The sequence below is a fragment of the Streptomyces sp. NPDC053367 genome, from assembly GCF_044545925.1.
Classification (GTDB): domain Bacteria; phylum Actinomycetota; class Actinomycetes; order Streptomycetales; family Streptomycetaceae; genus Streptomyces.
Genome location: NZ_JBITYN010000010.1, coordinates 175,095 through 196,303, shown reverse-complemented (window position 1 = coordinate 196,303; position 21,209 = coordinate 175,095). Strand labels below are relative to the sequence as shown.

General features: G+C 74.0%; 19 protein-coding genes. 13 read left to right on the top strand and 6 right to left on the bottom strand.

The window, feature by feature from the left end; translation table 11 throughout:
- Window positions 1–9: 9 nt before the first annotated feature.
- The 4 genes from ACIGXJ_RS27670 to ACIGXJ_RS27655 all read left to right on the top strand — a co-directional run bounded on the left by ACIGXJ_RS27670 (window position 10) and on the right by ACIGXJ_RS27655 (window position 4,408).
- Window positions 10–1,194 (top strand): hypothetical protein, encoded by a 1,185-nt coding sequence (locus ACIGXJ_RS27670; RefSeq protein ID WP_399650633.1) that lies wholly within the window; start codon window positions 10–12, stop codon window positions 1,192–1,194.
- Entirely contained in the window at window positions 1,191–2,330 is a 1,140-nt protein-coding gene (locus tag ACIGXJ_RS27665; protein ID WP_399650630.1) for a caspase family protein, read from the top strand. The genes ACIGXJ_RS27670 and ACIGXJ_RS27665 overlap by 4 nt, the downstream gene beginning before the upstream one ends.
- Before the next feature lie 74 nt (window positions 2,331–2,404).
- Window positions 2,405–2,623, top strand: coding sequence for a hypothetical protein (locus ACIGXJ_RS27660; RefSeq protein ID WP_399650627.1), 219 nt, complete (start codon window positions 2,405–2,407; stop codon window positions 2,621–2,623).
- 87 nt (window positions 2,624–2,710) lie between these two features.
- Window positions 2,711–4,408, top strand: coding sequence for an HEXXH motif domain-containing protein (locus ACIGXJ_RS27655; RefSeq protein WP_399650623.1), 1,698 nt, complete (start codon window positions 2,711–2,713; stop codon window positions 4,406–4,408).
- Between the two features lie 7 nt (window positions 4,409–4,415).
- On the opposite strand, the gene ACIGXJ_RS27650 is transcribed toward ACIGXJ_RS27655, so the two are convergent.
- Window positions 4,416–5,303 carry a hypothetical protein gene (locus tag ACIGXJ_RS27650; RefSeq protein ID WP_399650620.1) on the bottom strand — a complete coding sequence of 296 codons (888 nt, stop codon included), beginning with the start codon at window positions 5,301–5,303 and terminating at the stop codon, window positions 4,416–4,418.
- Window positions 5,300–6,445, bottom strand: a complete 1,146-nt coding sequence (locus ACIGXJ_RS27645) for an SPFH domain-containing protein (protein WP_399651007.1) — start codon at window positions 6,443–6,445, stop codon at window positions 5,300–5,302. The genes ACIGXJ_RS27650 and ACIGXJ_RS27645 overlap by 4 nt, the downstream gene beginning before the upstream one ends.
- A 135-nt stretch (window positions 6,446–6,580) precedes the next feature.
- Here ACIGXJ_RS27645 and ACIGXJ_RS27640 point away from each other — a divergent pair, with 135 nt between their 5' ends.
- From ACIGXJ_RS27640 to ACIGXJ_RS27630, 3 genes are all read left to right on the top strand, one after another.
- Window positions 6,581–7,804, top strand: coding sequence for an arginine deiminase (locus tag ACIGXJ_RS27640; RefSeq protein ID WP_399650618.1), 1,224 nt, complete (start codon window positions 6,581–6,583; stop codon window positions 7,802–7,804).
- 64 nt (window positions 7,805–7,868) lie between these two features.
- Entirely contained in the window at window positions 7,869–8,876 is a 1,008-nt protein-coding gene (gene argF, locus ACIGXJ_RS27635; protein ID WP_399650615.1) for an ornithine carbamoyltransferase, read from the top strand.
- A 127-nt stretch (window positions 8,877–9,003) separates the two neighbouring features.
- Complete coding sequence (locus tag ACIGXJ_RS27630) at window positions 9,004–10,443, top strand: amino acid permease (protein ID WP_399650612.1); 1,440 nt, start codon at window positions 9,004–9,006, stop codon at window positions 10,441–10,443.
- Here ACIGXJ_RS27630 and ACIGXJ_RS27625 read toward each other — a convergent pair.
- Window positions 10,394–10,855 carry an ATP-binding protein gene (locus ACIGXJ_RS27625; protein WP_399650609.1) on the bottom strand — a complete coding sequence of 154 codons (462 nt, stop codon included), beginning with the start codon at window positions 10,853–10,855 and terminating at the stop codon, window positions 10,394–10,396. The genes ACIGXJ_RS27630 and ACIGXJ_RS27625 overlap by 50 nt on opposite strands.
- A 323-nt stretch (window positions 10,856–11,178) precedes the next feature.
- On the opposite strand from ACIGXJ_RS27625, the gene ACIGXJ_RS27620 reads away from it, so the two are divergent.
- Window positions 11,179–12,006: an enoyl-CoA hydratase family protein gene (locus ACIGXJ_RS27620; RefSeq protein WP_399650607.1), complete on the top strand. Its 828-nt coding sequence runs from the start codon at window positions 11,179–11,181 to the stop codon at window positions 12,004–12,006.
- Window position 12,007: 1 nt separating this feature from the next.
- A complete protein-coding gene (locus ACIGXJ_RS27615; RefSeq protein ID WP_399650604.1) occupies window positions 12,008–14,347 on the top strand; it encodes a bifunctional salicylyl-CoA 5-hydroxylase/oxidoreductase in 2,340 nt (779 codons plus the stop codon).
- 28 nt (window positions 14,348–14,375) lie between these two features.
- On the opposite strand, the gene ACIGXJ_RS27610 is transcribed toward ACIGXJ_RS27615, so the two are convergent.
- Both ACIGXJ_RS27610 and ACIGXJ_RS27605 read right to left on the bottom strand, forming a co-directional pair.
- Window positions 14,376–15,191 carry a PaaX family transcriptional regulator C-terminal domain-containing protein gene (locus ACIGXJ_RS27610; protein ID WP_399650602.1) on the bottom strand — a complete coding sequence of 272 codons (816 nt, stop codon included), beginning with the start codon at window positions 15,189–15,191 and terminating at the stop codon, window positions 14,376–14,378.
- A gap of 15 nt (window positions 15,192–15,206) precedes the next feature.
- Complete coding sequence (locus ACIGXJ_RS27605; protein ID WP_399650599.1) at window positions 15,207–16,796, bottom strand: AMP-binding protein; 1,590 nt, start codon at window positions 16,794–16,796, stop codon at window positions 15,207–15,209.
- A 107-nt stretch (window positions 16,797–16,903) separates the two neighbouring features.
- Between ACIGXJ_RS27605 and ACIGXJ_RS27600 the strand changes: the two genes are divergently transcribed.
- From ACIGXJ_RS27600 to ACIGXJ_RS27590, 3 genes are all read left to right on the top strand, one after another.
- Window positions 16,904–18,040, top strand: a complete 1,137-nt coding sequence (locus ACIGXJ_RS27600; protein WP_399650597.1) for an acyl-CoA dehydrogenase family protein — start codon at window positions 16,904–16,906, stop codon at window positions 18,038–18,040.
- Between the two features lie 19 nt (window positions 18,041–18,059).
- Window positions 18,060–18,458, top strand: a complete 399-nt coding sequence (locus ACIGXJ_RS27595) for a RidA family protein (protein ID WP_399651004.1) — start codon at window positions 18,060–18,062, stop codon at window positions 18,456–18,458.
- A gap of 83 nt (window positions 18,459–18,541) precedes the next feature.
- Window positions 18,542–18,967, top strand: coding sequence for a DUF6299 family protein (locus ACIGXJ_RS27590; protein WP_399650594.1), 426 nt, complete (start codon window positions 18,542–18,544; stop codon window positions 18,965–18,967).
- Between the two features lie 129 nt (window positions 18,968–19,096).
- Here ACIGXJ_RS27590 and ACIGXJ_RS27585 read toward each other — a convergent pair whose 3' ends face one another.
- On the bottom strand, window positions 19,097–19,831 hold the full coding sequence (locus tag ACIGXJ_RS27585) for an ABC transporter permease (RefSeq protein ID WP_399650592.1): 735 nt from the start codon (window positions 19,829–19,831) through the stop codon (window positions 19,097–19,099).
- Window positions 19,832–20,220: 389 nt separating this feature from the next.
- On the opposite strand from ACIGXJ_RS27585, the gene ACIGXJ_RS27580 reads away from it, so the two are divergent.
- Complete coding sequence (locus ACIGXJ_RS27580; RefSeq protein ID WP_399650589.1) at window positions 20,221–21,195, top strand: kinase; 975 nt, start codon at window positions 20,221–20,223, stop codon at window positions 21,193–21,195.
- Window positions 21,196–21,209: the final 14 nt, after the last annotated feature.

Genomic DNA, 21,209 nt, shown 5'->3' with positions numbered 1-21,209 from the left:
GAGGGGCTCATGCCGACGGTCGTTCTCATCCACGGAACAGGGGTGCGCCGCCGAGGGCTTGCGACGCTCGTGGAGCACGTCACCGCTGGGTTCGGCGCGGTGCGCGGCGATGTGAGCGTCGTGCCCTACGACTGGGGCAGTACTCACGGTGCCTCCCTCGCCGCGGGCGGTCTCAGCCTCCCGCCGGAAGGGGGCGCGCACCGCGGCATCGGCGACGGTTCCCCGGCGGTGCCGTTCGCGGCGGAGGACGCCGATGTCGCCGACTGGGCCGCCCTCTACGCCGACCCCGACCTCGAACTCGCCCTCGCGGCGGCGGCGGGCGGCGGCGCCGAGCGCCCGCCGGGCTCCGCGCTGCCCGAGCAGCGGCTTCAGGACCGGCTGGCGGCGCTGCCGGCCCCGGGCGGCGCAGCGGCGGGCGCGTGGGACAGCCGGCTTCCCGACGCGGCTGCCGTGGCGGAGCTGCGGGCGCATCCCCTGCTCGCTCCCGCCGCCGAGGTCCTCGGCCCCGACGTCCTCGCCACGGTGGTGGCGCGGTCGCTGGTCGCCCGTACCGTCGCGGCCGCGCTCGCCTCCGGCGACCCGGTCGTGCCGGACGGCGCCACCCGCGACGCGTTCGTGGACCGACTCGCCCGGTATCTCGGCGCCGCCCCCGGCGGCAGCGAACGCGGAGCGCGGGCATGGCTGCTGAGGCGGGCGGGAGCCGTGGCCTCCCATGCCGTCGTACGGCGTCGGCACGCCCTCACCCAGGCCGCCCACCCCGCCGCGGGCGACGTGCTGCGCTACCTCAGCCGGGGCGAGCCCGTCCGCGCCGGACTGCGGAGCCTGGTCGGGGAACTCGCGCCACCCGTCGCCCTGCTCGGACACAGCCTGGGCGGAATCATCGCCCTCGACACCCTGATCACCACCCCGCTGCCCCAGGTCCGGCTCCTGGTGACGGTGGGCTCCCAGGGCCCCTTCCTGTACGAGTCCGGTGCGCTGCCCTCCCTCGTCCACCCCGAGCCGCTGCCGCCCCACGTCCCGGACTGGCTCAATCTGTACGACCCCCGCGACCTGCTGGGCCACCTGGGCGCCGGCCTCTTTCCCGGCCGGGTCACCGACGCCGAGGTCGACAGCAGGCAGCCGTTTCCCGCCGCGCACAGCGCCTACTGGACCAACCCGCACGTGTACCGGCTGATCGGGGAGCGGCTTCCATGACCGGCCCCGGCGCACCCTCCCCGCGGGTCCGGCCCGAGCGGGTACAGGCCCTGATCGTCGGCATCGAGGCGTACGAGGCGGGGCCCGCCTGGGATCTGCCCGGCCCCGCCCGGGACGCCGTCGCCTTCCACCGGCTGCTGCGCGCCGCGGGCGTCCCCGAGGACCGACTGCGTCTTCATCTCTCGCCCTTGCCGCCCTACGCGCCCGGTGTCCCGTACCGCCCCGCCGATCAGGCCGTGCTGCGCCACACCCTGGTGCGTGAGCTGCCGCGGTCGCCGGGCGACGTCCTGTGGGTGTGGTGGGGCGGGCACGGCGTTCTCGACCGGGCCGGCCGGCTGCGGTTGTTCTGCGCGGACGCCGCCTTGCACGACAAGGTCTCCATCGACCTCGACTCCGCGCTCACCCGCTACGCCAGCGACGCCGTACCCGCGTTCACCGAGCAGCTGTGGATCGTGGACGCGTGCGAGACGTTCGAGGAGGCCCTCGCCTTCCGTGACCCGCTGCCGTCCGACTCCCTGCCGTCCGGGCGGCGCACGGTGACACACCGGCAGGCCGTGCTGCGCGCCGCCGGCCGGGGCCGACAGGCGGTCAACGACCCGGCGCGGGCGTCCGGCCTCTTCTCCGAGGTGGTCCTCGGCCTGCTGGCGGACCGCGCGGCGACGCTGCCCGCCCTGCCCGACGCGGGCGAGCTGTTCGACGCCGCACGGGAGCGCATCGCGGCGCTGCGGGGGGCGGGGCGCACCCTTCAGCACCCCGAGATGCAGCTCCGCGGCGGTGAGCGCACCGAGACGCTGGCTGCGGCGGCCGCCGCCGAGCGCCCGGCGTCCCCGCTGGCCCGGGCCGTGGAGGCGCTGCTCGCCTACCCGTTGATGGCCGACCCGGCCGAACGGCAGGCCGTGGTCGGCGCGTTGCGGCCGGCGGACTCCGGGACGCTGCCCCGCCACAGCAAGGCCCGCACCGACGCCGTCGGCATCCTCACCGCGCTCGCCCGCCGCCGTCCGGACGCGCTGTGGGACCTGTACGACGCGGTGCGGTCACTCGACGACGACCCCGGCCGCGGCGCCGAACTCCGGGCAGCCCTAGGAGACTTGGCGCCACCGGACACGCCCGGCGAACGATCTCGCCATGTGCGATGATCTGGCGGTCGCCGGGGTTCGGACCCACCCCGGCGTCTCGTGTGCCACCATCTCTCAGGAAGGGGGGAGACACCATGGAGCAGCCCACCGCTCCCTACCGTTCCGGAGCCGACGTCCCCGAGCAGGTCCATGCCGCCGTCCGGGAGTCCGACCTCACGGACGTCGCGATGCTGCCCCTGGCGGCCGTCGACGACCTCACCCCGCTCCGGCCGACCGCCCGCCTTCTCGACGAGGTCCTTCGCGCACGCAGCAGCGTGCGAGGCGGCAACGAGGGAGCCGCACGGGCCGAATGACGGCTGCCCGCCCGAGACCGTCGGACCGGCAGCCCGGCAGCCCGGCGACCGGCCCGACGCCCGCGCCCGTCCCTGGAGGTCACGCCCATGACGAGCGAGCCGCACCCCGCTCCGCTCCGCATGCCCGAAGGGCTGTTCGCGGAGCTGGCCTCAGGAGGCGGCTCCGCCGAGGCCGTCGCCTTCCTCGAACGCGGGGAGCGGGCACGGCGGTTGCTGCTCCTTCGGACGCTGCTGGACCGACTGGGCACGCTGACCACCCCCCTCACCGCGCCCGCGCAGGCATGGTCCGCGCTCAAGGAGGCGGCGGCGCGGGCACCCGAACCGGTCGACCGGCTGCTGCTCGCCCCGGCGACCGGCGCCTGGATGGGCCATGTGCTGCGTCGACTGCACGGCACCGCGGCCGGGCCGCCCCTGTGGGCGGAGGCGGGTCACCTGTGCGCCCTCGCGGTCGTCGCCTCCCTGCACGCCGGGACGACGGTGGACCTGCCGGTGCCGCTCAGCGACGGCGCGATCCATCTGCCCGGCCTGGGACGCGCCCGGATACCCGGCGCGGCGGCCGGGCTGACCGCCGGCCGGGCCCGTACCGCCGCGGGGCGGCTCACCCTGACAGGACCGGCACGCGAGGGCGGTCCGGCCGTCCTCACCCTGCGCCCGGCCGCCGCGCGGGAGGTGACCGAGGACGCCCCCGACGGCAGCTGGCTTCCCCTGCGCCACCTCACGGTGGCCACCCGCACCGGCCCCGTCGCCGTGCCGCTCGACGATCTCGACCCCTATCGCGACCTGGACGACCCGATCCCGCCCGCCCGGCTGGACGCCGCCGAGGCAAGGGCCTGGCAGCTCCTCTTCGAGGACGCCGTCGCCGTGCTCACCGGACCGGCGGGCGCCGGGCCCGGACGGGCCGACCCCGCCCTGATCCGGGCCGTCGTCCCCTGGGGCCGCACCGGAGTGCTGCCACCCGCGCCGCCGACCGTCCGGCTCTCCGCCTCCAGCGGCGACTCCTTCGGCGCCATGGTGATCGCCCGCCCGTCCTCGGCGCTCGCCCTGGCCGAGACGCTCGTCCACGAGTGGCAGCACAGCAAGCTGGCCGCGCTGCTGCATCTGTTCCGTCTGCTCGACGACGACAGGGAGGAGCGCTACTACGCTCCCTGGCGCCCCGACCCACGGCATCTGACCGGCCTGCTGCACGGCGCGTACGCCTTCACCGGGGTCGCGGGCTTCTGGCGCGACCGGCTGGCCGAGGCGCCGGACGCACCGACGGCCGAGGAGGCCGGCTACCACTTCGCGCTGCGCCGGCTGCAGAGCCGGCTCGTGGTGCGCACCCTCCTGACCAGCGGGCGGCTGACCGTGCACGGCCGTGCCGTGGTCCGGGGGCTGGCCCGCACCCTGGACGGCTGGCTGCGGGAACCCGTGCCCGCGCCCGCGCTGTCCCGGGCGCGCACGGCCGCCGCGCTGCACCGCACCGAGTGGCGGCTGCGCAACGTGGCGCCCACGGACCGGGCCGCACGGGCCGTTCCCGGTCTGCGGGCGGACCGTGCGCCCTGGCCTGACGTACGCACCCATGCCTTCGCCACGGCCGGCACCGCACCGCGCACGGCGGACGAGCACCTCGCCGCCGGTGACCCGGCCGCCGCGCTGTCCCGCTATGCCGCGTGTCTGACGAACGATCCGCGTGAGCCGCATCACCTCGCCGGATGGATCGTCGCCCAGGCCGCCCTGCAACCCGGCCGTGCGGCCCGCCGCATGCTGGCCCGGCCCGAACTCGTGCCGCTTCCCGCCCCGAACTGACGGCCGCTCAGCCGACCAGCCGCAGTCGCTCCTCGCACACCCCGACGCGGACGCTCTGCCCCCAGGTGAGCTCCAGCGCGTCGGACTCCATCCCGTCCCCGAACGCGACCAGCCGTTCCGACTCGACGGTGAGGGTCAGCCGCTGTGACGCGGGCAGTTCCCCCGCGACCAGGGAGGTCCCGGTGGCGGGGGAGGGCCACGCCTCGCGCACGAACCACAGGAGGCGGTCCTCGGTGGGGGCGGGCAGGCGCGTCCGCGCACCCCGCTCCTGCCACACCGAGCGCAGCCAGCCGGTCGCGCCCGTGCCCGTGCCGACGAGCACCCCGGAGGACGCCTGGGCCTCGACGACACCCCCGTCGCCCTCCAGGCCCAGGCGGTAGCGGGCGGTCTGGTGACCGGCGGCTCCGAGGTAGATCTCGTTCAGGGCGACCAGGCGCTGGGTGTCGTCCGAGACTGCCTCCACCATGGTCAGTTCCTCCACCGAGGCGGACGCGGTGAGCAGGGCTGCCGTGTGCTCGGCGCGGTGGCGGACCAGGACGCCCGGGTTGCGGCCGGGGTCGGTGTCGATGCCGATCACCGGCTGTCCGGCGAGGTACTTGGCGACGTTCGCGACCAGTCCGTCCTGGCCGACGACGACCACGACGTCCTCCGGCGCGAACAGGAAGCGGTCCAGGTCGGCCCGTTCCACCCGCGCCTGCCGCCAGGCCGGCGGGATCGCGGCCGTCACCTGCGCCAGGGCCCGGTGCGTACGACGGTGACGTGCGGCGACCTCCTCGAGGTCCCGGCCGCGCGAGGCGAGGAAGAAGGCGGCCTGGCCGTGGGTGCCGTGCCGGGCGACGAGTTCCTCGTACTCGGTGGTGCGGTGGACCAGGACCGCCCGGGGCGCGAGGCTCATGTCCGCTCCTGGACGCCCAGCCTGGCGAGCAGGCCGGTGAGCACGTCCGGCGTGATCGTGACGCTGTCGATGTGCGGCAGGTTCTCGGCGAGCCGGGTGCCGGTGAGGGCGTGCAGGGTCGTCGTGCCGTCCACCCCGGCGTCGGCGTGCACCCGCAGCCAGGCCGCCTGCGCCTGGGCCCGGGCCTCGCCGACCTCGCGGGCCGCCTCCGCCTCGGCACGGGCCAGCCGTACCGCGCGCTCCGCCTCCGCCGCGGCCAGCTTCTGGGACCGGGCGGCCTCCGCCTCGGCGAGCTTCACCGAGCGCGCCGCCTCCGCGTCCGCCAGCTTCAGCGAGCGTTCCGCCTCCGCCTCGGCGAGCTTCACCGTGCGGGCGGCCTCCGCCCGGGCCCGTACGGCGTCCGCGGCCGCGTTCTCCTCGGCCTCGCGGCGGGCGTTGGTGCCTCGCTGCTCGACCAGCTGCTCCTCGCGGCGGGCCAGCTCGATCTTGCTGGCCAGCTCGTTCTCGGCGATGGTGCGCTCGCGTTCGACGGCCACGGCCCGGCGTTCGTAGGTCGCGCGGTCGGCCTCCTGCTGGATCTGCTCGCGGGCCGGGGTGCGCAGGGCCCGCTCGACCTCGGGCTCCGGGCGCACGGCCATGACGCGGACGGCCACGATCTCGATGCCGGTGGCAGGCAGCCGGGGCTCGACGGCGAGGCCGGCCGCGACCCGTTCACGGACCGCGGCCACTCCGTCGACGAGGGCCGACGACAGCGGCGTACGGGCCAGCACGTCCAGCGCGTGCTGCTGGGCCGTCTCCGTCAGCAGGGTGCCGAGCTGCTCCAGCGGTGTGCCGCGCCAGACGCCGGTGTCCGGGTCGATGGAGAAGTCCAGGCGGGCGGCGGCCAGCGCCGGGTCGGCGATCCGGAAGGTGACGGTCGCCTGGACGGCGACGTCCTGGAAGTCGGAGGTGCGGGCGTGGAAGGTCATCGCCAGCTCGCGGTCGTCGACCGGGACCTCGGACAGGGCCGCGGTCAGCGGCCGGAACCAGAAGCTCAGCCCGGGCCCGTCGTGCACCAGGCGCCCCGAACGGTGGTGGCGGATGTGCGCCGTGGGTGCGCCCCGCAGATGGCGCATGCCGAGGCGCCGGGTGATGTCGGCCATGGAGAGCCCCTCCTCTGTTCTCGTCATGAAGACGATAAGGGGGGAGCTCTCTTATCGTCAAGGCGATGAAAACAAGCGTGGCCGGAAACGGGCGAGAAGGGGGTGAAGCCGGTCGCCGATGGTCAGGATGGAGGCATGGGATTCCAAGTCGACTCCGAGGCCGGGCGGCTGCGCCGCGTCATCCTGCACCGGCCGGATCTCGAGCTCAAAAGGCTCACCCCCAGCAACAAGGACGCCCTGCTCTTCGACGACGTGCTCTGGGTGCGCCGGGCGCGTGCCGAGCACGACGGGTTCGCCGACGTGCTGCGCGACCGCGGGGTCGCCGTGCACCTCTTCGGCGACCTGCTCACCGAGGCCCTGGAGATCCCGGCGGCCCGAGCGCTCGTCCTGGACCAGGTCTTCGACGAGAAGGAGTACGGGCCACTGGCCACCGGCCACCTGCGCGCCGCCTTCGAGGCGATGCCCGCCCGGGAACTGGCCGAGGCGCTGGTCGGCGGCATGACCAAACGCGAGTTCCTGGAAGGGCACACCGAGCCCACCTCGGTCCGCTTCCATGTGATGGACCTCGACGACTTCCTGCTGCGCCCGCTGCCCAACCACCTCTTCACCCGCGACACCTCCGCCTGGATCTACGACGGCGTCTCCATCAACGCCATGCGCTGGCCCGCCCGGCAGCGCGAGACCGTGCACTTCGAGGCCATCTACCGGCACCACCCGCTCTTCCGCGACGAGCCGTTCCACATCTGGTCCGAGGGGCAGGCCGACTACCCCTCCACCATCGAGGGCGGCGACGTGCTGGTGATCGGCAACGGCGCCGTCCTGATCGGCATGAGCGAGCGCACCACCCCCCAGGCCGTCGAGATGCTCGCGCACAAGCTGTTCGCGGCCGGGTCGGCGCAGACGATCGTGGCGCTCGACATGCCCAAGCGGCGCGCCCTGATGCACCTCGACACCGTGATGACCATGGTCGACGGCGATGTCTTCACCCAGTACGCCGGCCTCGGCATGCTCCGCTCCTACACCATCGAACCGGGCGCCGGCGAGAGGGAGCTGAAGGTCACCGACCATCCGCCCGAGCACATGCACCGCGCGATCGCCGCCGCGCTCGGGCTGAGCGAGATCCGGGTCCTCACCGCCACCCAGGACGTGCACGCCGCCGAGCGCGAGCAGTGGGACGACGGCTGCAACGTCCTCGCCGTCGAGCCGGGCGTGGTCGTCGCCTACGAGCGCAACTCCACCACCAACACGCATCTGCGCAAGCAGGGCGTCGAGGTCATCGAGATCCCGGGCAGCGAGCTGGGCCGGGGCCGGGGCGGGCCGCGCTGTATGAGCTGTCCCGTGGAACGAGACGCCGTATAGAAATTCTGAGCTTCGTATAGAGTTACATCGTCTCTGTTCCCGTCCCACGTCCCTGGAGCGCCCCATGGCGACTGTCCCGACCGCCCTCGCCGGCCGCCACTTCCTCAAGGAGCTGGACCTCACCGCGGAGGAGTTCCGCGGTCTCGTCGAGCTGGCCGCGGAGCTGAAGGCCGCCAAGAAGGCCGGGACGGAACAGCGGTACCTCACCGGCAGGAACATCGCGCTGATCTTCGAGAAGACCTCGACGCGCACCCGCTGCGCGTTCGAGGTCGCCGCCGCCGACCAGGGCGCCTCCACCACCTACCTCGACCCGTCCGGCTCGCAGATCCGGCACAAGGAGTCGGTGAAGGACACCGCCCGGGTCCTCGGCCGGATGTTCGACGGCATCGAGTACCGCGGCGACAGCCAGGCCAAGGTCGAGGAGCTGGCGGCCCACGCGGGCGTGCCCGTCTACAACGGCCTCACCGACGACTGGCACCCCACCCAGATGCTCGCCGACGTGCTCACCATGACCGAGCACAGCAGCAAGCCCCTCGACCGGATCGCCTTCGCCTACCTCGGCGACGCCCGCTTCAACATGGGCAACTCCTACCTGGTCACCGGCGCCCTGCTCGGCATGGACGTACGGATCGTCGCGCCGAAGTCGTACTGGCCGGCCCGGGAGATCGTCGACCGGGCGCACGAGCTGGCCGCCTCCAGCGGGGCCCGGATCACCCTCACCGAGTCCCTGGAGGAGGGTGTGCGGGGCGCCGACTTCGTCGCCACCGACGTCTGGGTCTCCATGGGCGAGCCCAAGGGCGTCTGGGAGGAGCGCATCGCCGCCCTCGCCCCGTACGCCGTGACGATGGACGTGCTGCGCGCCACCGGCAACCCCGGCGTGAAGTTCCTGCACTGCCTGCCGGCCTTCCACGACCTGGGCACCAAGGTGGGCCAGGAGATCTTCGAGACCTACGGCCTGGACTCGCTGGAGGTCACCGACGAGGTCTTCGAGTCCGCGCACTCGGTCGTCTTCGACGAGGCCGAGAACCGTCTGCACACCATCAAGGCCGTCCTCGTGGCGACGCTGGCCTGAGGCAACCAACGCGCGTCTACCGCCTGAACAGGCCTTATGCTGTCCGGCGGCCCGGAGCCACCCCTTCCGCGGCCGTCGCGCGCCCCACCCGGGCGCACCCCGTCCCCAGAAACGAGCACCACCCGCAATGCCCCGCATCAAATCCCCCGCCCTGCTGGTCGCCGAATCCGGCGCCGACCGCGAGGGCCACGGCCTGCGCCGCACGATGGGCCTGTTCCAGCTGATCTGCTTCGGCGTCGGCGCGATCGTCGGCACCGGCATCTTCGTCGGCCTGTCCGACTCGGTCGCCCAGGCCGGACCCGCGGTCGTCGTCTCCTTCGTCCTCGCCGCGATCACCTGCGTGTTCACCGCGTTCGCGTTCGCCGAGCTGGCCGGCGCCATCCCGGTCTCCGGCTCCTCGTACTCCTTCGCCTACGCCGGCCTCGGCGAGACCACCGCCTTCCTGATCGGCTGGTGCCTGCTCCTGGAGTACGGCGTCTCGATCTCGGCCGTCGCCGTCGGCTGGAGCCAGTACGTCAACGAACTCCTCGACAGCGTCCTCGGCGTACAGCTGCCCGCCGCGCTGTCCGCCGGGCCCGGCGAGGGCGGCATCGCCAACCTCCCCGCGGTGCTGGTGATCGCCATGGCGTGCGTGCTGCTGGTGCGCGGTGTGCGCGAGAGCGCCCGGGCGACCGCCGCCATGGCCGTGCTGAAGCTCGCCATCCTGCTCGCGTTCTGCGCGATCGGCTACAGCGCCTTCAAGGACGGCAACCTCAGCCCCTTCACCCCGGCCGGCCTCGGCGGCATCGGCGCCGGCACCACCGCCGCCTTCTTCTCCTACATCGGCTTCGACGCCATCACCACCACCGGCGAGGAGGCCAAGAACCCGCGCCGGGACGTGCCCGTCGCGATCCTCGTCTGCATGGGCGTCGTCACCCTGCTGTACTGCGCCGTCGCGCTCGCCGCGATCGGAGCCGTCGGCGCCGACGAGGTCGGCGGCCGCCCCGCCGCGCTGTCGTACGTCGTCAACCAGGTCACCGGCTCCACGGTCGGCGGCGGGATCGTCGCCTTCGGCGCGGTCGTCGCCATCGCCTCGGTGGTGCTCGCCGTGATGTACGGCCAGACCCGCATCCTGCTGTCCATGTCCCGCGACGGCCTCATCCCGGCCGTCTTCGAGAAGGTCTCGCCGCGCACCGCCACACCGGTCGCCGGCACGGTGATCGTCGCGGTCGTCTTCGCGGTCCCGGCGGCCTTCGCCTCCCTGGACGCGGTGATGAACCTGTGCACCATCGGCACGCTCGCCATCATGGCCGTCGTCAACATCGCGGTGATCGCCCTGCGCCGCAGCGAGCCGGAGCTGCCGCGCACCTTCCGCGTGCCGCTGTTCCCGGTGGTGCCGGTGCTCGGCGTGGGGTTCTGTCTGTACCTGATGTACGAGACCGGCTGGCAGACCTGGCTGCAGTTCGCCGTGTTCCTCGCCGTCGGCCTGCTGATCTACCTCGGCTACGGCCGCCGCAACTCGCGCCTGACGATGCCGGTCACTCGGCCGGCCCAGGACGCCGCTGAGGCGGTACCGCAGGCAGTCTGAACCACACCGCCTTGCCGGACTCGGTGGGGCGGTGCCCGCAGGACGAGCTCAGGGCGCGGATCAGCAGCAGGCCGCGTCCGCCCTCCTGCCACACGTCGGGCACCTGGTCCGCGGCGTGCACCAGATCGCCGGGCGGTGCCGGGTCGGGGTCGTGCACCTCGACCTGGCAGCCGGCCGGCCCCAGCCGCACGACCAGCTCTATGGGGGCGGGCCCGGCGGTGTGCTCCACGGCGTTCGCCACCAGCTCCGCGGTCAGCAGCTCCGCCGTGTCGCAGTCCGCGCCGTGCTCCCCCTCGGTCAGCGCCGACCGGACCAGCGCACGCGCCACCGGCACGGCCGCGGTGGAGTGCGGCAGCGCGATACGCCAGGAGGCGGGGGAGGCGGGGGGTTCGTGCAAGGTGAGTCCGTTCATGGCGCAGGGGGTCCCGACCGTGATCATCAGGCTGTCCTGCTTTCAACCTTAGGAATGGTACGGCGCCCCCGGCGCAGTCGCACGACGGGCGTCGCGACGGGGACCCTCGGCCCCGCTGCCGGCGGCCTACCCACGGCGGCGCCCCGCCTCGCGCGGCCCCTGCCGTTGTTACGACGCCGTTGAGGACCCGGGCAGCGCCGGTGACGGATGTGACGGACACGGACCACGGGTTGTCGCGCTGTCGTGACGGCAGTCACGAACCGGTGATAACTTCGGGGGACAGAGCTCAGTGAGGCAGTGCCCGCCCGAGGAGGCCGCACCCCATGAGTCCCTTCACCGGCTCCGCCGCCCCCACCGCCGACTGGCGCCATCTGCGCCTCGACGTCACCGACGGCGTCGCCACCGTCACCCTCGCCCGCCCCGCCAAGCTCAACGCGCTCACCTTCGGCGCCTACGCCGACCTGCGCGACCTGCTCGCCGAGCTGTCCCGGGAACGGGCCGTACGGGCCCTCGTCCTGGCCGGCGAGGGCCGCGGGTTCTGCTCCGGCGGCGACGTCGACGAGATCATCGGGGCGACCCTGTCGATGGACACCGCCCAGCTCCTCGACTTCAACCGCATGACGGGCCAGGTGGTCCGGGCGATCCGCGAGGCACCCTTCCCGGTGATCGCCGCCGTGCACGGCGTGGCCGCGGGCGCGGGAGCGGTCCTCGCGCTGGCGGCGGACTTCCGGATCGCCGACCCCTCCGCCCGCTTCGCCTTCCTCTTCACCCGCGTCGGCCTGTCCGGCGGCGACATGGGCGCGGCGTACCTGCTGCCCCGGGTGGTCGGCCTGGGCCACGCCACGCGCCTGCTGATGCTGGGCGAGCCGGTGAGGGCACCGGAGGCGGAGCGCATCGGCCTCATCAGCGAACTCACTGAGGAGGGCCGCGCCGGCGAGCGAGCCCTGGCCCTGGCCCGCCACCTGGCCGAGGGCCCGGCCCTGGCGTACGCCCAGACGAAGGCACTCCTCACGGCAGAGCTGGACATGCCGATGGCGGCGGCCGTGGAGATGGACGCCTCCACCCAGGCCCTGCTGATGAACGGCGAGGACTACGCCGAGTTCCACGCGGCGTTCACCGAGAAGCGCCCCCCGAAATGGAAGGGACGCTGACATGGGTCCCCTGGGGGCGCGGGGAACCGCGCGACCGGCCACGACGAACCAGCAGCCGCCGGCGAGGCGGAACGAGCCCCCGCGCATCGCGATCGTCGGCGGCGGCCCAGGCGGCCTCTACGCGGCGGCCCTCCTCAAACGCCTCGACCCCACCCGCGAGATCACCCTCTGGGAACGCAACGCCCCGGACGACACCTTCGGCTTCGGAGTCGTCCTCTCCGACGAGACCCTCGGCGGCATCGAACACGCTGACCCGGTCGTCCACGACGCCCTCCAGCGGCATTTCGTCCGCTGGGACGACATCGACATAGTCCACCGAGGCAGCCGCCACACCTCCGGCGGCCACGGATTCGCGGCCCTCGGCCGCAAGCGCCTCCTGCAGATCCTCCACGAGAGGTGCCGCGGCCTCGGGGTCACCCTGAACTTCCGCACCGAGGCCCCCCACCCCGCGGAGCTCATGCGCACCCACGACCTCGTCATCGCGGCCGACGGAGTCAACAGCACCACCCGGGAGACCTACGCCGAGACCTTCCGCCCCGCCGTCGAGACCCACCACTGCCGCTACATCTGGCTGGCGGCCGACTTCCCGTTCACCGCCTTCCGCTTCGAGATCGCCGAGACCGAACACGGCGTGATGCAGCTGCACGGCTACCCCTACGCCGACGACGCCTCCACGGTGATCGTCGAGATGCGCGAGGAGGTCTGGCGCGCGGCCGGGTTCGACGAGCGGGATGCGGCCGAGTCGATCGAGGTGTGCGCCAAGATCTTCTCCGACGCGCTCGGCGGAAGGCCCCTGCACTCCAACAACTCCGCCTGGACGACGTTCCGTACGGTCGTCAACGAGCGCTGGTCCCACGGCAACCTGGTCCTGCTCGGGGACGCCGCCCACACGGCCCACTTCTCCATCGGCTCGGGCACCAAGCTCGCGGTCGAGGACGCCCTCGCCCTGGCGGCGTGTCTCAAGGAGCAGCCCGGCCTGCCGGAGGCCCTAGCGGCGTACGAGGCGGAGCGCAGGCCCGTCGTGGCGTCGACGCAGCGGGCCGCCCGGGCCAGTCTGGAGTGGTTCGAGAACCTCGCGCTCCACCTGGACCAGCCGCCCCGCCAGTTCGCGTTCAACCTGCTCACCCGCAGCCGCCGCGTCACCCACGACAACCTCAGGCTGCGCGACGCCCACTTCACCGAGGCCGTGGAGCGCGAGTTCGGCTGCCCGCCGGGCACGCCCCCGATGTTCACCCCGTTCCGGCTGCGCGGGCTGACCCTGCGCAACCGGGTGGTCGTCTCGCCGATGGACATGTACTCGGCCGAGGACGGCGTACCCGGCGACTTCCACCTCGTGCACCTCGGCGCGCGGGCGCTGGGCGGGGCCGGGCTGGTGATGACCGAGATGGTGTGCGTCAGCGAGGAGGGCCGGATCACTCCGGGCTGCGCGGGCCTGTACAACGGCAGGCAGGCGGAGGCATGGAAGCGGATCGTCGACTTCGTGCACACCCGGGCGCCCGGCACCGCGATCGGCGTCCAGCTCGGCCACTCCGGCCGCAAGGGCTCGACCCGGCTGATGTGGGAGGGCCTGGACGAGCCGCTGCCCGAGGGCAACTGGCCGCTGGTGGCCGCGTCCCCGCTGCCGTACAAGCCGGGCAGCCAGACCCCGCGTGAGCTCTCCCGCGCCCAACTGACGGATCTGCGCGAGCAGTTCACGGCCGCCGCGCTGCGGGCCGCGCGCGCCGGCTTCGACCTGCTCGAACTGCACTGCGCGCACGGCTATCTGCTCTCCGGCTTCCTCTCCCCCCTGACCAACCTGCGCACCGACGCCTACGGCGGCTCGCCGGAGCGGCGGCTGCGCTTCCCGCTGGAGGTCTTCGACGCCGTACGCCGGGTGTGGCCGGAGGAGAAGCCGCTGACCGTGCGGATCTCGGCGACCGACTGGGCGCAGGGCGGCAACACCGCCGAGGACGCGGTGCGGATCGCGCGGGCGTTCGCCGCGCACGGGGCCGACGCGATCGACGTGTCGACCGGGCAGGTCGTGGCCGAGGAGCGGCCGGAGTTCGGGAGGTCCTACCAGACGCCGTTCGCCGACCGCATCCGGCACGAGGCGCGGGTGCCGGTCATCGCGGTCGGCGCGATCTCCTCCTGGGACGACGTCAACTCCCTTATCCTGGCGGGCCGTACCGATCTGTGCGCGCTCGCCCGGCCGCACCTCTACGACCCGCACTGGACGCTCCACGCGGCCGCCGAGCAGGGCTACGACGGCCCCGGCGTGGCCTGGCCCGACCCCTACAAGGCGGGCAGCCGCCGGCCCAACACCGGCCGCACCGACGCCCCCAGACCCCGGCTGAGCCTCTAGCTGTATCGATCAGGAGCGTTGTCGACCGCTACCGCACTCCCGCGAACTCGGCGCCCGCCTCCCGCAGCCGCTCGTGCAGCGCGCGGAACACGGCCGCCGAGCGGGAGCCCGGCCAGTCGGCGGGCAGCAGGCGGGCGGGCAGCCCGGGGTCGGTGTACGGCAGGTGGCGCCAGGAGTCCAGCGCGAGGAGGTAGTCGCGGTACGCCTCCTCGGGCGGGGTGTCCGCGCGCCGCTCCCACTCGTCCAGCACGCACGCGTGCCGGTCGAGGAACGCCTCGTGCGCCTTGGCGATCGCGGCCAGGTCCCACCAGCGGGCGACCGCCTCGGCGGTCGGCGCGAAGCCGAGGTGCTCGCCGCGGAAGAAGTCGACGTAGGGGTCCAGGCGCAGCCGCTGGAGCGTGTGCCGGGTCTCCTCGTACCACCGGGCGGGGGCGATCCACACGCCCGGCGCGGCCGTGCCGAAGCCGAGCCCGGCCAGCCGGGAGCGCAGCACATGCCGTTTCTGCCGCTCCGACTCCGGCACCGAGAACACGGCGAGGACCCAGCCCTCGTCCTCGGGCGGCGTGGTGGCGTACACCCGGCGGTCACCGTCCCGCAGCAACTGCCGGGCATCGGGGGAGAGTTCGTAGCCCGCCGCGCCCTCCGCCGTGCGGGCCGGCACCAGCAGGCCGCGGCGTTTGAGCCGGGACACCGACGAGCGGACCGAGGGCGCGTCCACGCCCACCGCGGCGAGCAGCCGGATCAGCTCGGCGACGGGCACCGGGCCGGGGAAGCGACGGCCGTACGCGCCGTAGAGCGTGACGATCAAAGACCGTGGAGCATGCTGGTCGGACACATTGATCATCTTAGGTCGTCGGTGTCACTGCCGGCCGTCCTCGGTGCGCAGGCGGAAGCGCTGGAGCTTGCCGGTCGCGGTGCGCGGCAGGGCGTCCAGGAACTGGATCTCGCGCGGGCACTTGTACGGCGCCAGCTCCCGCTTGACGAACGTGCGCAGGGCCTCCGGGTCCCGGGGCGCGCCCTCGCGCAGGACGGCGAAGGCGACGACGACCTGGCCGCGGTCCTCGTCGGGCCGGCCCACCACCGCCGCCTCGACGACGTCCGGGTGCCGCAGCAGCGCGTCCTCGACCTCCGGGCCGGCGATGTTGTACCCGGCCGAGATGATCATGTCGTCGGCGCGGGCCACGTACCGGAACCAGCCGTCGGGTTCGCGGACATAGGTGTCGCCGGTGACGTTCCAGCCGTCGCGCACATAGACGCTCTGGCGGGGGTCGGCGAGATAGCGGCAGCCGATCGGCCCGCGCACGGCGAGCAGTCCGGGTTCGCCGTCGGGGACCGGGTCGCCGTTCTCGTCCTGCACGCGCGCGTGCCAGCCGGGCACGGGGACGCCGGTGCGGCCGGGGCGGGCGGCGTCGTCGGCGGCGGAGATGAAGATGTGCAGCAGTTCGGTGGCGCCGATGCCGTTGACGATCCGCAGGCCGGTCCGCTCGTGCCAGGCGTGCCAGGTGGCCTCCGGGAGGTTCTCCCCGGCGGACACGCAGCGGCGCAGAGAGCCCAGGTCGTGACCTTCGGCCTCGGCGAGCATCGCCCGGTAGGCGGTCGGCGCGGTGAACAGCACCGAGACCCCGTGCTCGGCGATCGCGGGCGGCAACTGGCGGGGCCCGGACTGTTCGAGCAGCAGGGCGGAGGCCCCCGCGCGCAGCGGGAACACCACGAGCCCGCCGAGGCCGAAGGTGAAGCCGAGCGGGGGACTGCCCGCGAACACATCGTCCTGGTGTGGTTGCACCACATGCTCGGAGAAGGTGTCGGCGATCGCCAGCACATCGCGGTGGAAGTGGACGCACCCTTTCGGGCGACCCGTGGTGCCCGAGGTGAACGCGATCAGCGCCACGTCGTCGGCCGCGGTGTCCACGGCCCGGTACGGCGTGTCCGGCGCGGGTCTGCGCAGCAGGTCGTCCGGGCCGTCGCCGCCGTACGTGGTGATGCGCAGCCCCGGTATCTCCGCCTTGGCGAGGTCGTCGACCGACCGGATGTCGCACAGGGCGTGCTGCACGCGGGCGATCTCACCCATCGTGCGCAGCTCCTGCGGGCGCTGCTGGGCGAGGACCGTCACGGCGACCGCGCCCGCCTTCAGCACCGCCAGCCAGCAGGCCGCGAGCCAGGGGGTGGTGGGGCCGCGCAGCATCACCCGGTTGCCGGGGACGACCCCCAGCTCGCCGGTGAGGACATGCGCGATCCGGTCGACCCGGGCGCGCAGCTCGCCGTAGGTCCAGGTCCCGTCCGGGGTGTGGAACGCCGGGCGGTCGCCGGGCGGGCCGTGCAGCAGTTCCGCCGCGCAGTTCAGCCGTTCGGGGTAGTGCAGCTCCGGCAGGTCGAAGAGCAGTTCGGGCCACTGCTCGCGCGGCGGGAGGTGGTCGCGCGCGAAGGTGTCGACGTGGGCCGACTTGTGCATGGCGCCCCCTTGGTGGAGTGGGCTCGCGCCTGGAGCGTATCGCCTTGGTGACGGCAGTCAAGGGAGCGCGATATGGTCGGTGGCAGGCCTGGCAGAGGGGACCGGCGATGACCGCATTCTCGCTCGAACCGGCACAGACCGCCTGGTGTGCGGAGGTGCGCACCCTGGCGGAGGAACGGCTGCGCCCGCTCGCCGACAAGGGCGAGGAGGGGCACGTCAACCGCCCGCTCATCGCCGAACTCGGCCGACTCGGACTGCTGGAGCGCCTGTTCACCTCCGGCGCCCTGGACCTGTGCCTGATGCGCGAGTCCCTCGCCTACGCCTGCACGGAGGCGGAGACCGCGCTGGCCCTGCAAGGTCTGGGCGCCCATCCGGTGCACGCGCACGGCACGCCGGCCCAGCGGGAGCGCTGGCTGCCGAAGGTCGCCGACGGGTCCGTGGTGGCCGCCTTCGCGCTGACCGAACCCGGCGCGGGCTCCGACGCCGCCGCGCTCGCGCTCGCCGCCGAGCCCGACGGCCCCGGTCACTGGCGGCTCACCGGCGACAAACGCTGGATCTCCAACGCCCCCGAGGCCGACTTCTACACCGTCTTCGCCCGCACCGCGCCCGGCCCGCACGGCGTGACCGCCTTCCTCGTCCCCGCCGACCGCCCCGGACTCACCGGCACCGGCCTGGAGATGCTCTCCCCGCACCCCATCGGGGCCCTGGCCTTCGACGCCGTACCGGTCACCGCCGACGACGTCCTCGGCGAGGAGGGACACGGACTGCGGGTCGCCCTCGGCACCCTCACCCTCTTCCGGCCCAGCGTCGGGGCCTTCGCCGTCGGCATGGCCCAGGCCGCCCTCGACGCCAGCCTCGCGCACACCGCCGAACGGGAAGCCTTCGGCGGGCCGTTGAGCGGCCTCCAGACGGTCGCCCACCAGATCGCCGAGATGGCGCTGCGCACGGAGGCGGCCCGTCTGATGGTGTACGCGGCGGCCTCGGCGTACGACCGCGGCGACCCGGACGTCCCGCGGCGCGCGGCGATGGCGAAGCTGCTCGCCACCGAGACCGCGCAGTACGTCGTCGACGCCGCGGTCCAGCTCCACGGGGCCCGCGCGCTGCGCCGCGGCCATCTGCTGGAGCACCTCTACCGCGAGGTCCGCGCCCCCCGGATCTACGAGGGGGCCAGCGAGGTGCAGCGCGGGATCATCGCCAAGGAGACGTACCGGACGAACATGAAGGGACCGTCGAGTGACTCCTGAGCGAGGCGGCCTCGAGCGTGTGCCTCCCGAGCGGGTCAATCCGGCCGGGCTGGCGCCGCCCACCGGTTTCTCGCACGCCGTCGTCGCCACCGGGTCCCGGGTGGTGTTCCTCGCCGGGCAGACCGCCCTGGACGGCGACGGCAAGGTGACGGGGGAGACGCTGCCCGAGCAGTTCGAGAAGGCGTTGGGCAATCTGCTCACCGCCCTCGCGGCGGCGGGCGGCACCCCGGCCGACCTCGCCCGGGTCACCGTCTACGCCACCGATGTCGCCGAGTACCGGTCCTGCGCCGCCGAACTGGGGCGGGTGTGGCGGCGGCTGGCCGGGCGGGACTATCCGGCGATGGCCGTGGTGCAGGTCGTACGGCTGTGGGACGAGACGGCCCGGGTGGAGCTGGACGGGTTCGCCGTGCTGCCGTAACACGCCGACGAAGGGGTGACGGTCAACGCCCACGGCCCGGCCGCCCGGTACCAGTGGAACCCCCCGAACCAGGAGGTTTCCCCATGAAGTACCGCTCCCGCCTCGGCATCGCGGCAGGCGCCGCCCTGCTGCTGGCCGTGCCCGCCGGGTCCGCGACGGCCGACTCCTACGAGTCGGTCACCGTCGACCCGACCGGCCGGATCGCGCCCGACGGCACGGTCACCCTCACCGGCACCTACCGCTGCACCGGCGGCACGGGCCCGGTGTTCGTCAGCTCCTCGATCGGCCAGGGCCGCCCCTCGGTCCGGCACGGCATCGGCGGCACGGCCGCCCTGTGCGACGGGGCCGAGCACCGCTGGGAGAACAGCGGCCGGCCCTCCTACGCCACCCTGGAGCCCGGCGCCGCCCTGGTCGAGGCCACGGTGATGGAACTCGACCCGTCGGCCGGGCTGCCCATGCCCCGCTTCCACGCGGCGCGGCAGCAGGAGGTCACGCTCGTACAGGGCTGAACCACCTCAAGCGGCCGGGTGCCGGTCCGGTGGCGGAGGTGCTCACCGGCGCCGGGGCACGCGCCCGGTGACGGCGGGCCGTGGCAGGGCCGCGGCCCGCCCCGCCGGCCCTTCTGACGCGCCCCGTGCTCACGCCCCGGCCGAAGCCGCCTCCACGGCGGGCACCCGCAGCACATGGCGGGCCGTCCCCAGCGTCGTGACCAGCGTGGACGCGGCCGCGACCGAGGCGATCACGAGCCACAGCGCGGGGCTCAGCTCCGGCACCGCGTCCCCGGTGCGGGCCCGGCTGTAGGCGACGACGCCGGTGAGCGCCGCGCCGATGCCGAGGACCACGCCGAGCACGGTCAGCGCGAGGCCCTCCGCGAACACCGTCAGCAGCACCTGCCGCGGTGTCGCCCCGGCCAGCCGCAGCTGCCCGAACTCCCGGACGCGCTCGGACGTGGCCGCGTACAGGCCGTTGACGAGCATCACGCAGGCGAACACCACGATGATCCCGACGACCACCAGGTTCAGGGTCTCGATGTTCTTGTCGTCCACGGTCCGCGACCCCCCGGCCGCCCGCAGGGTGTCCGACGCGACCGTCTGGAGGGAGAGCGTGCCGGCCGCCATGCCCACGAAGGACACCAGCGGCAGCAGGACGCCCGACTGCCGGTCCGCGCCCTGCCACAGGGCCGTCCCCGCCAGTGTGCCGCGCACCGGAGCCGTCAGGAACCCGAGCAGCGTCGGCGCCGCCGTGCCGAGGCCGACCGACAGCAGGATCGCGCCGTAGCCCGCGGGGGCCATCAGCAGCGGGTCGTCCGGCTCGAAGGTGCCGGTCGCCGCCAGCAGGCCGATGCCCGCGACCGCCGGCACCGCCGCCGCCACCAGCCGGCCCCGCGTCCGCGGCCGCCCGGGCGGCCGACCGGCGAGCGGGTGGCCCGCCGTACGGCCAGGAAGGCCCCGCCGACCGAGGCGAGAAGCGTCGTGCCGAAACCCGTCGTCAGGGCCGTGGTCCCGAAGACGTGGTCCACGCCGGCCGCGACCTGGCCGGTGTCCTTCAGGACGTCCAGCAGCGCCCGCCCCCCGAACCACGCGGTGTCGTGACATTCCCGTTCCTCCGCCGTCGGCGCGGGACGCCTCCCGTCCCCGGCCACGAAGCTACGCACCGCACCCGGCGTGCACACGGGGCGTGGCACCCCGGCCGGGGTGGTGCTGAGTGCACCCTCCGGGGGCCGCATACTTCCGCTCTGGTGGCACAGGAGGAGGTGAACGGCATGGCAGGGGACGCCGTACGGCGTGTCGGGCGGGGGTGGGCGCCGGTGCACCACGGCGAGATCCTCCAGGGCGCCTTCCCCCATGAGGGCCGCCTGGTGCGGGCCCTGGTCACCCTCCCCTGCACGCTCCACACCACCAGGGCGACCTTCACCCCGGAGCCCGGCGGGAGGCTGACGGTCTCCCCGCCGTGCAGGACGAAGGCGCTACGGGCCGCACGCCTGGCGCTGAAGGCGTGCGCGGGGACCGACGACGACGCCGGCGGTCACCTCACCCTGACCGGGGACGTCCCCCCGGGCCGCGGCTTCGGCTCCTCGACGAGCGACGTACTGGCGGCGGTGAACGCGGTCCAGGACGCGCTGGAGGTCTCCCTGCCCACGGAGGAGACCGCCCGCATGGCGGTCCGGGCCGAAACGGCCTCCGACGCGCTGATGTTCCCCGACACCACCGTCCTCTTCGCCCAACGCGAGGGCGAGGTGCTGGAGGACTTCGGCCACGCCCTCCCGACGCTCCGCGTCCTGGGCTTCGGCTCCCGCCCGGACCTCGCGGGCCGGGGCGTCGACACCCTGACGCTCCCGCCGCCGCACTACACGCCGTCCGAGATCCGCACCTTCACCCGGCTGCGCTCCCTGCTGCGCGAGGCGGTCGCCACCAAGGACCCCGCCCTCGTCGGCGAGGTGGCCACGGCCAGCACCCTCCTCAACCAACGCCACCTGCCCGTACCGGCGTTGGACACCCTCCTGGCCATCGCGGAGAAGACGGACGCCCTGGGGCTGCAGACAGCGCACAGCGGGGACATCGCCGGCCTGCTCTACGACCCGGGCACCGACGCGCCGATCCGGGAGGCGAGCGACCTGCTGCACGCGCTCGGCCTCCACGAACAGTGGCGGTTCACCACGCCGGGCCTGCCGCGGGGCCTGCCACCGGAACGGCGATGCCGCCGCAGCCCGTGGCAGGGCGCGGCGGCATCGACGTAGGCCGTGGCAGGGAC

Bases quoted from the DNA above. Each gene is read 5' to 3' on its own strand.
- ACIGXJ_RS27620 (WP_399650607.1), top strand. From the start codon at position 11,179: ATGAGTCCCTTCACCGGCTCCGCCGCCCCCACCGCCGACTGGCGCCAT.
- ACIGXJ_RS27600 (WP_399650597.1), top strand. From the start codon at position 16,904: ATGACCGCATTCTCGCTCGAACCGGCACAGACCGCCTGGTGTGCGGAG.
- ACIGXJ_RS27580 (WP_399650589.1), top strand. From the start codon at position 20,221: ATGGCAGGGGACGCCGTACGGCGTGTCGGGCGGGGGTGGGCGCCGGTG.
- argF (WP_399650615.1), top strand. From the start codon at position 7,869: ATGGCGACTGTCCCGACCGCCCTCGCCGGCCGCCACTTCCTCAAGGAG.
- ACIGXJ_RS27615 (WP_399650604.1), top strand. From the start codon at position 12,008: ATGGGTCCCCTGGGGGCGCGGGGAACCGCGCGACCGGCCACGACGAAC.
- ACIGXJ_RS27640 (WP_399650618.1), top strand. From the start codon at position 6,581: ATGGGATTCCAAGTCGACTCCGAGGCCGGGCGGCTGCGCCGCGTCATC.
- ACIGXJ_RS27630 (WP_399650612.1), top strand. From the start codon at position 9,004: ATGCCCCGCATCAAATCCCCCGCCCTGCTGGTCGCCGAATCCGGCGCC.
- ACIGXJ_RS27665 (WP_399650630.1), top strand. From the start codon at position 1,191: ATGACCGGCCCCGGCGCACCCTCCCCGCGGGTCCGGCCCGAGCGGGTA.
- ACIGXJ_RS27670 (WP_399650633.1), top strand. From the start codon at position 10: ATGCCGACGGTCGTTCTCATCCACGGAACAGGGGTGCGCCGCCGAGGG.
- ACIGXJ_RS27605 (WP_399650599.1), bottom strand. From the start codon at position 16,796: ATGCACAAGTCGGCCCACGTCGACACCTTCGCGCGCGACCACCTCCCG.
- ACIGXJ_RS27650 (WP_399650620.1), bottom strand. From the start codon at position 5,303: ATGAGCCTCGCGCCCCGGGCGGTCCTGGTCCACCGCACCACCGAGTAC.
- ACIGXJ_RS27590 (WP_399650594.1), top strand. From the start codon at position 18,542: ATGAAGTACCGCTCCCGCCTCGGCATCGCGGCAGGCGCCGCCCTGCTG.
- ACIGXJ_RS27625 (WP_399650609.1), bottom strand. From the start codon at position 10,855: ATGAACGGACTCACCTTGCACGAACCCCCCGCCTCCCCCGCCTCCTGG.
- ACIGXJ_RS27655 (WP_399650623.1), top strand. From the start codon at position 2,711: ATGACGAGCGAGCCGCACCCCGCTCCGCTCCGCATGCCCGAAGGGCTG.
- ACIGXJ_RS27645 (WP_399651007.1), bottom strand. From the start codon at position 6,445: ATGGCCGACATCACCCGGCGCCTCGGCATGCGCCATCTGCGGGGCGCA.
- ACIGXJ_RS27660 (WP_399650627.1), top strand. From the start codon at position 2,405: ATGGAGCAGCCCACCGCTCCCTACCGTTCCGGAGCCGACGTCCCCGAG.
- ACIGXJ_RS27610 (WP_399650602.1), bottom strand. From the start codon at position 15,191: ATGATCAATGTGTCCGACCAGCATGCTCCACGGTCTTTGATCGTCACG.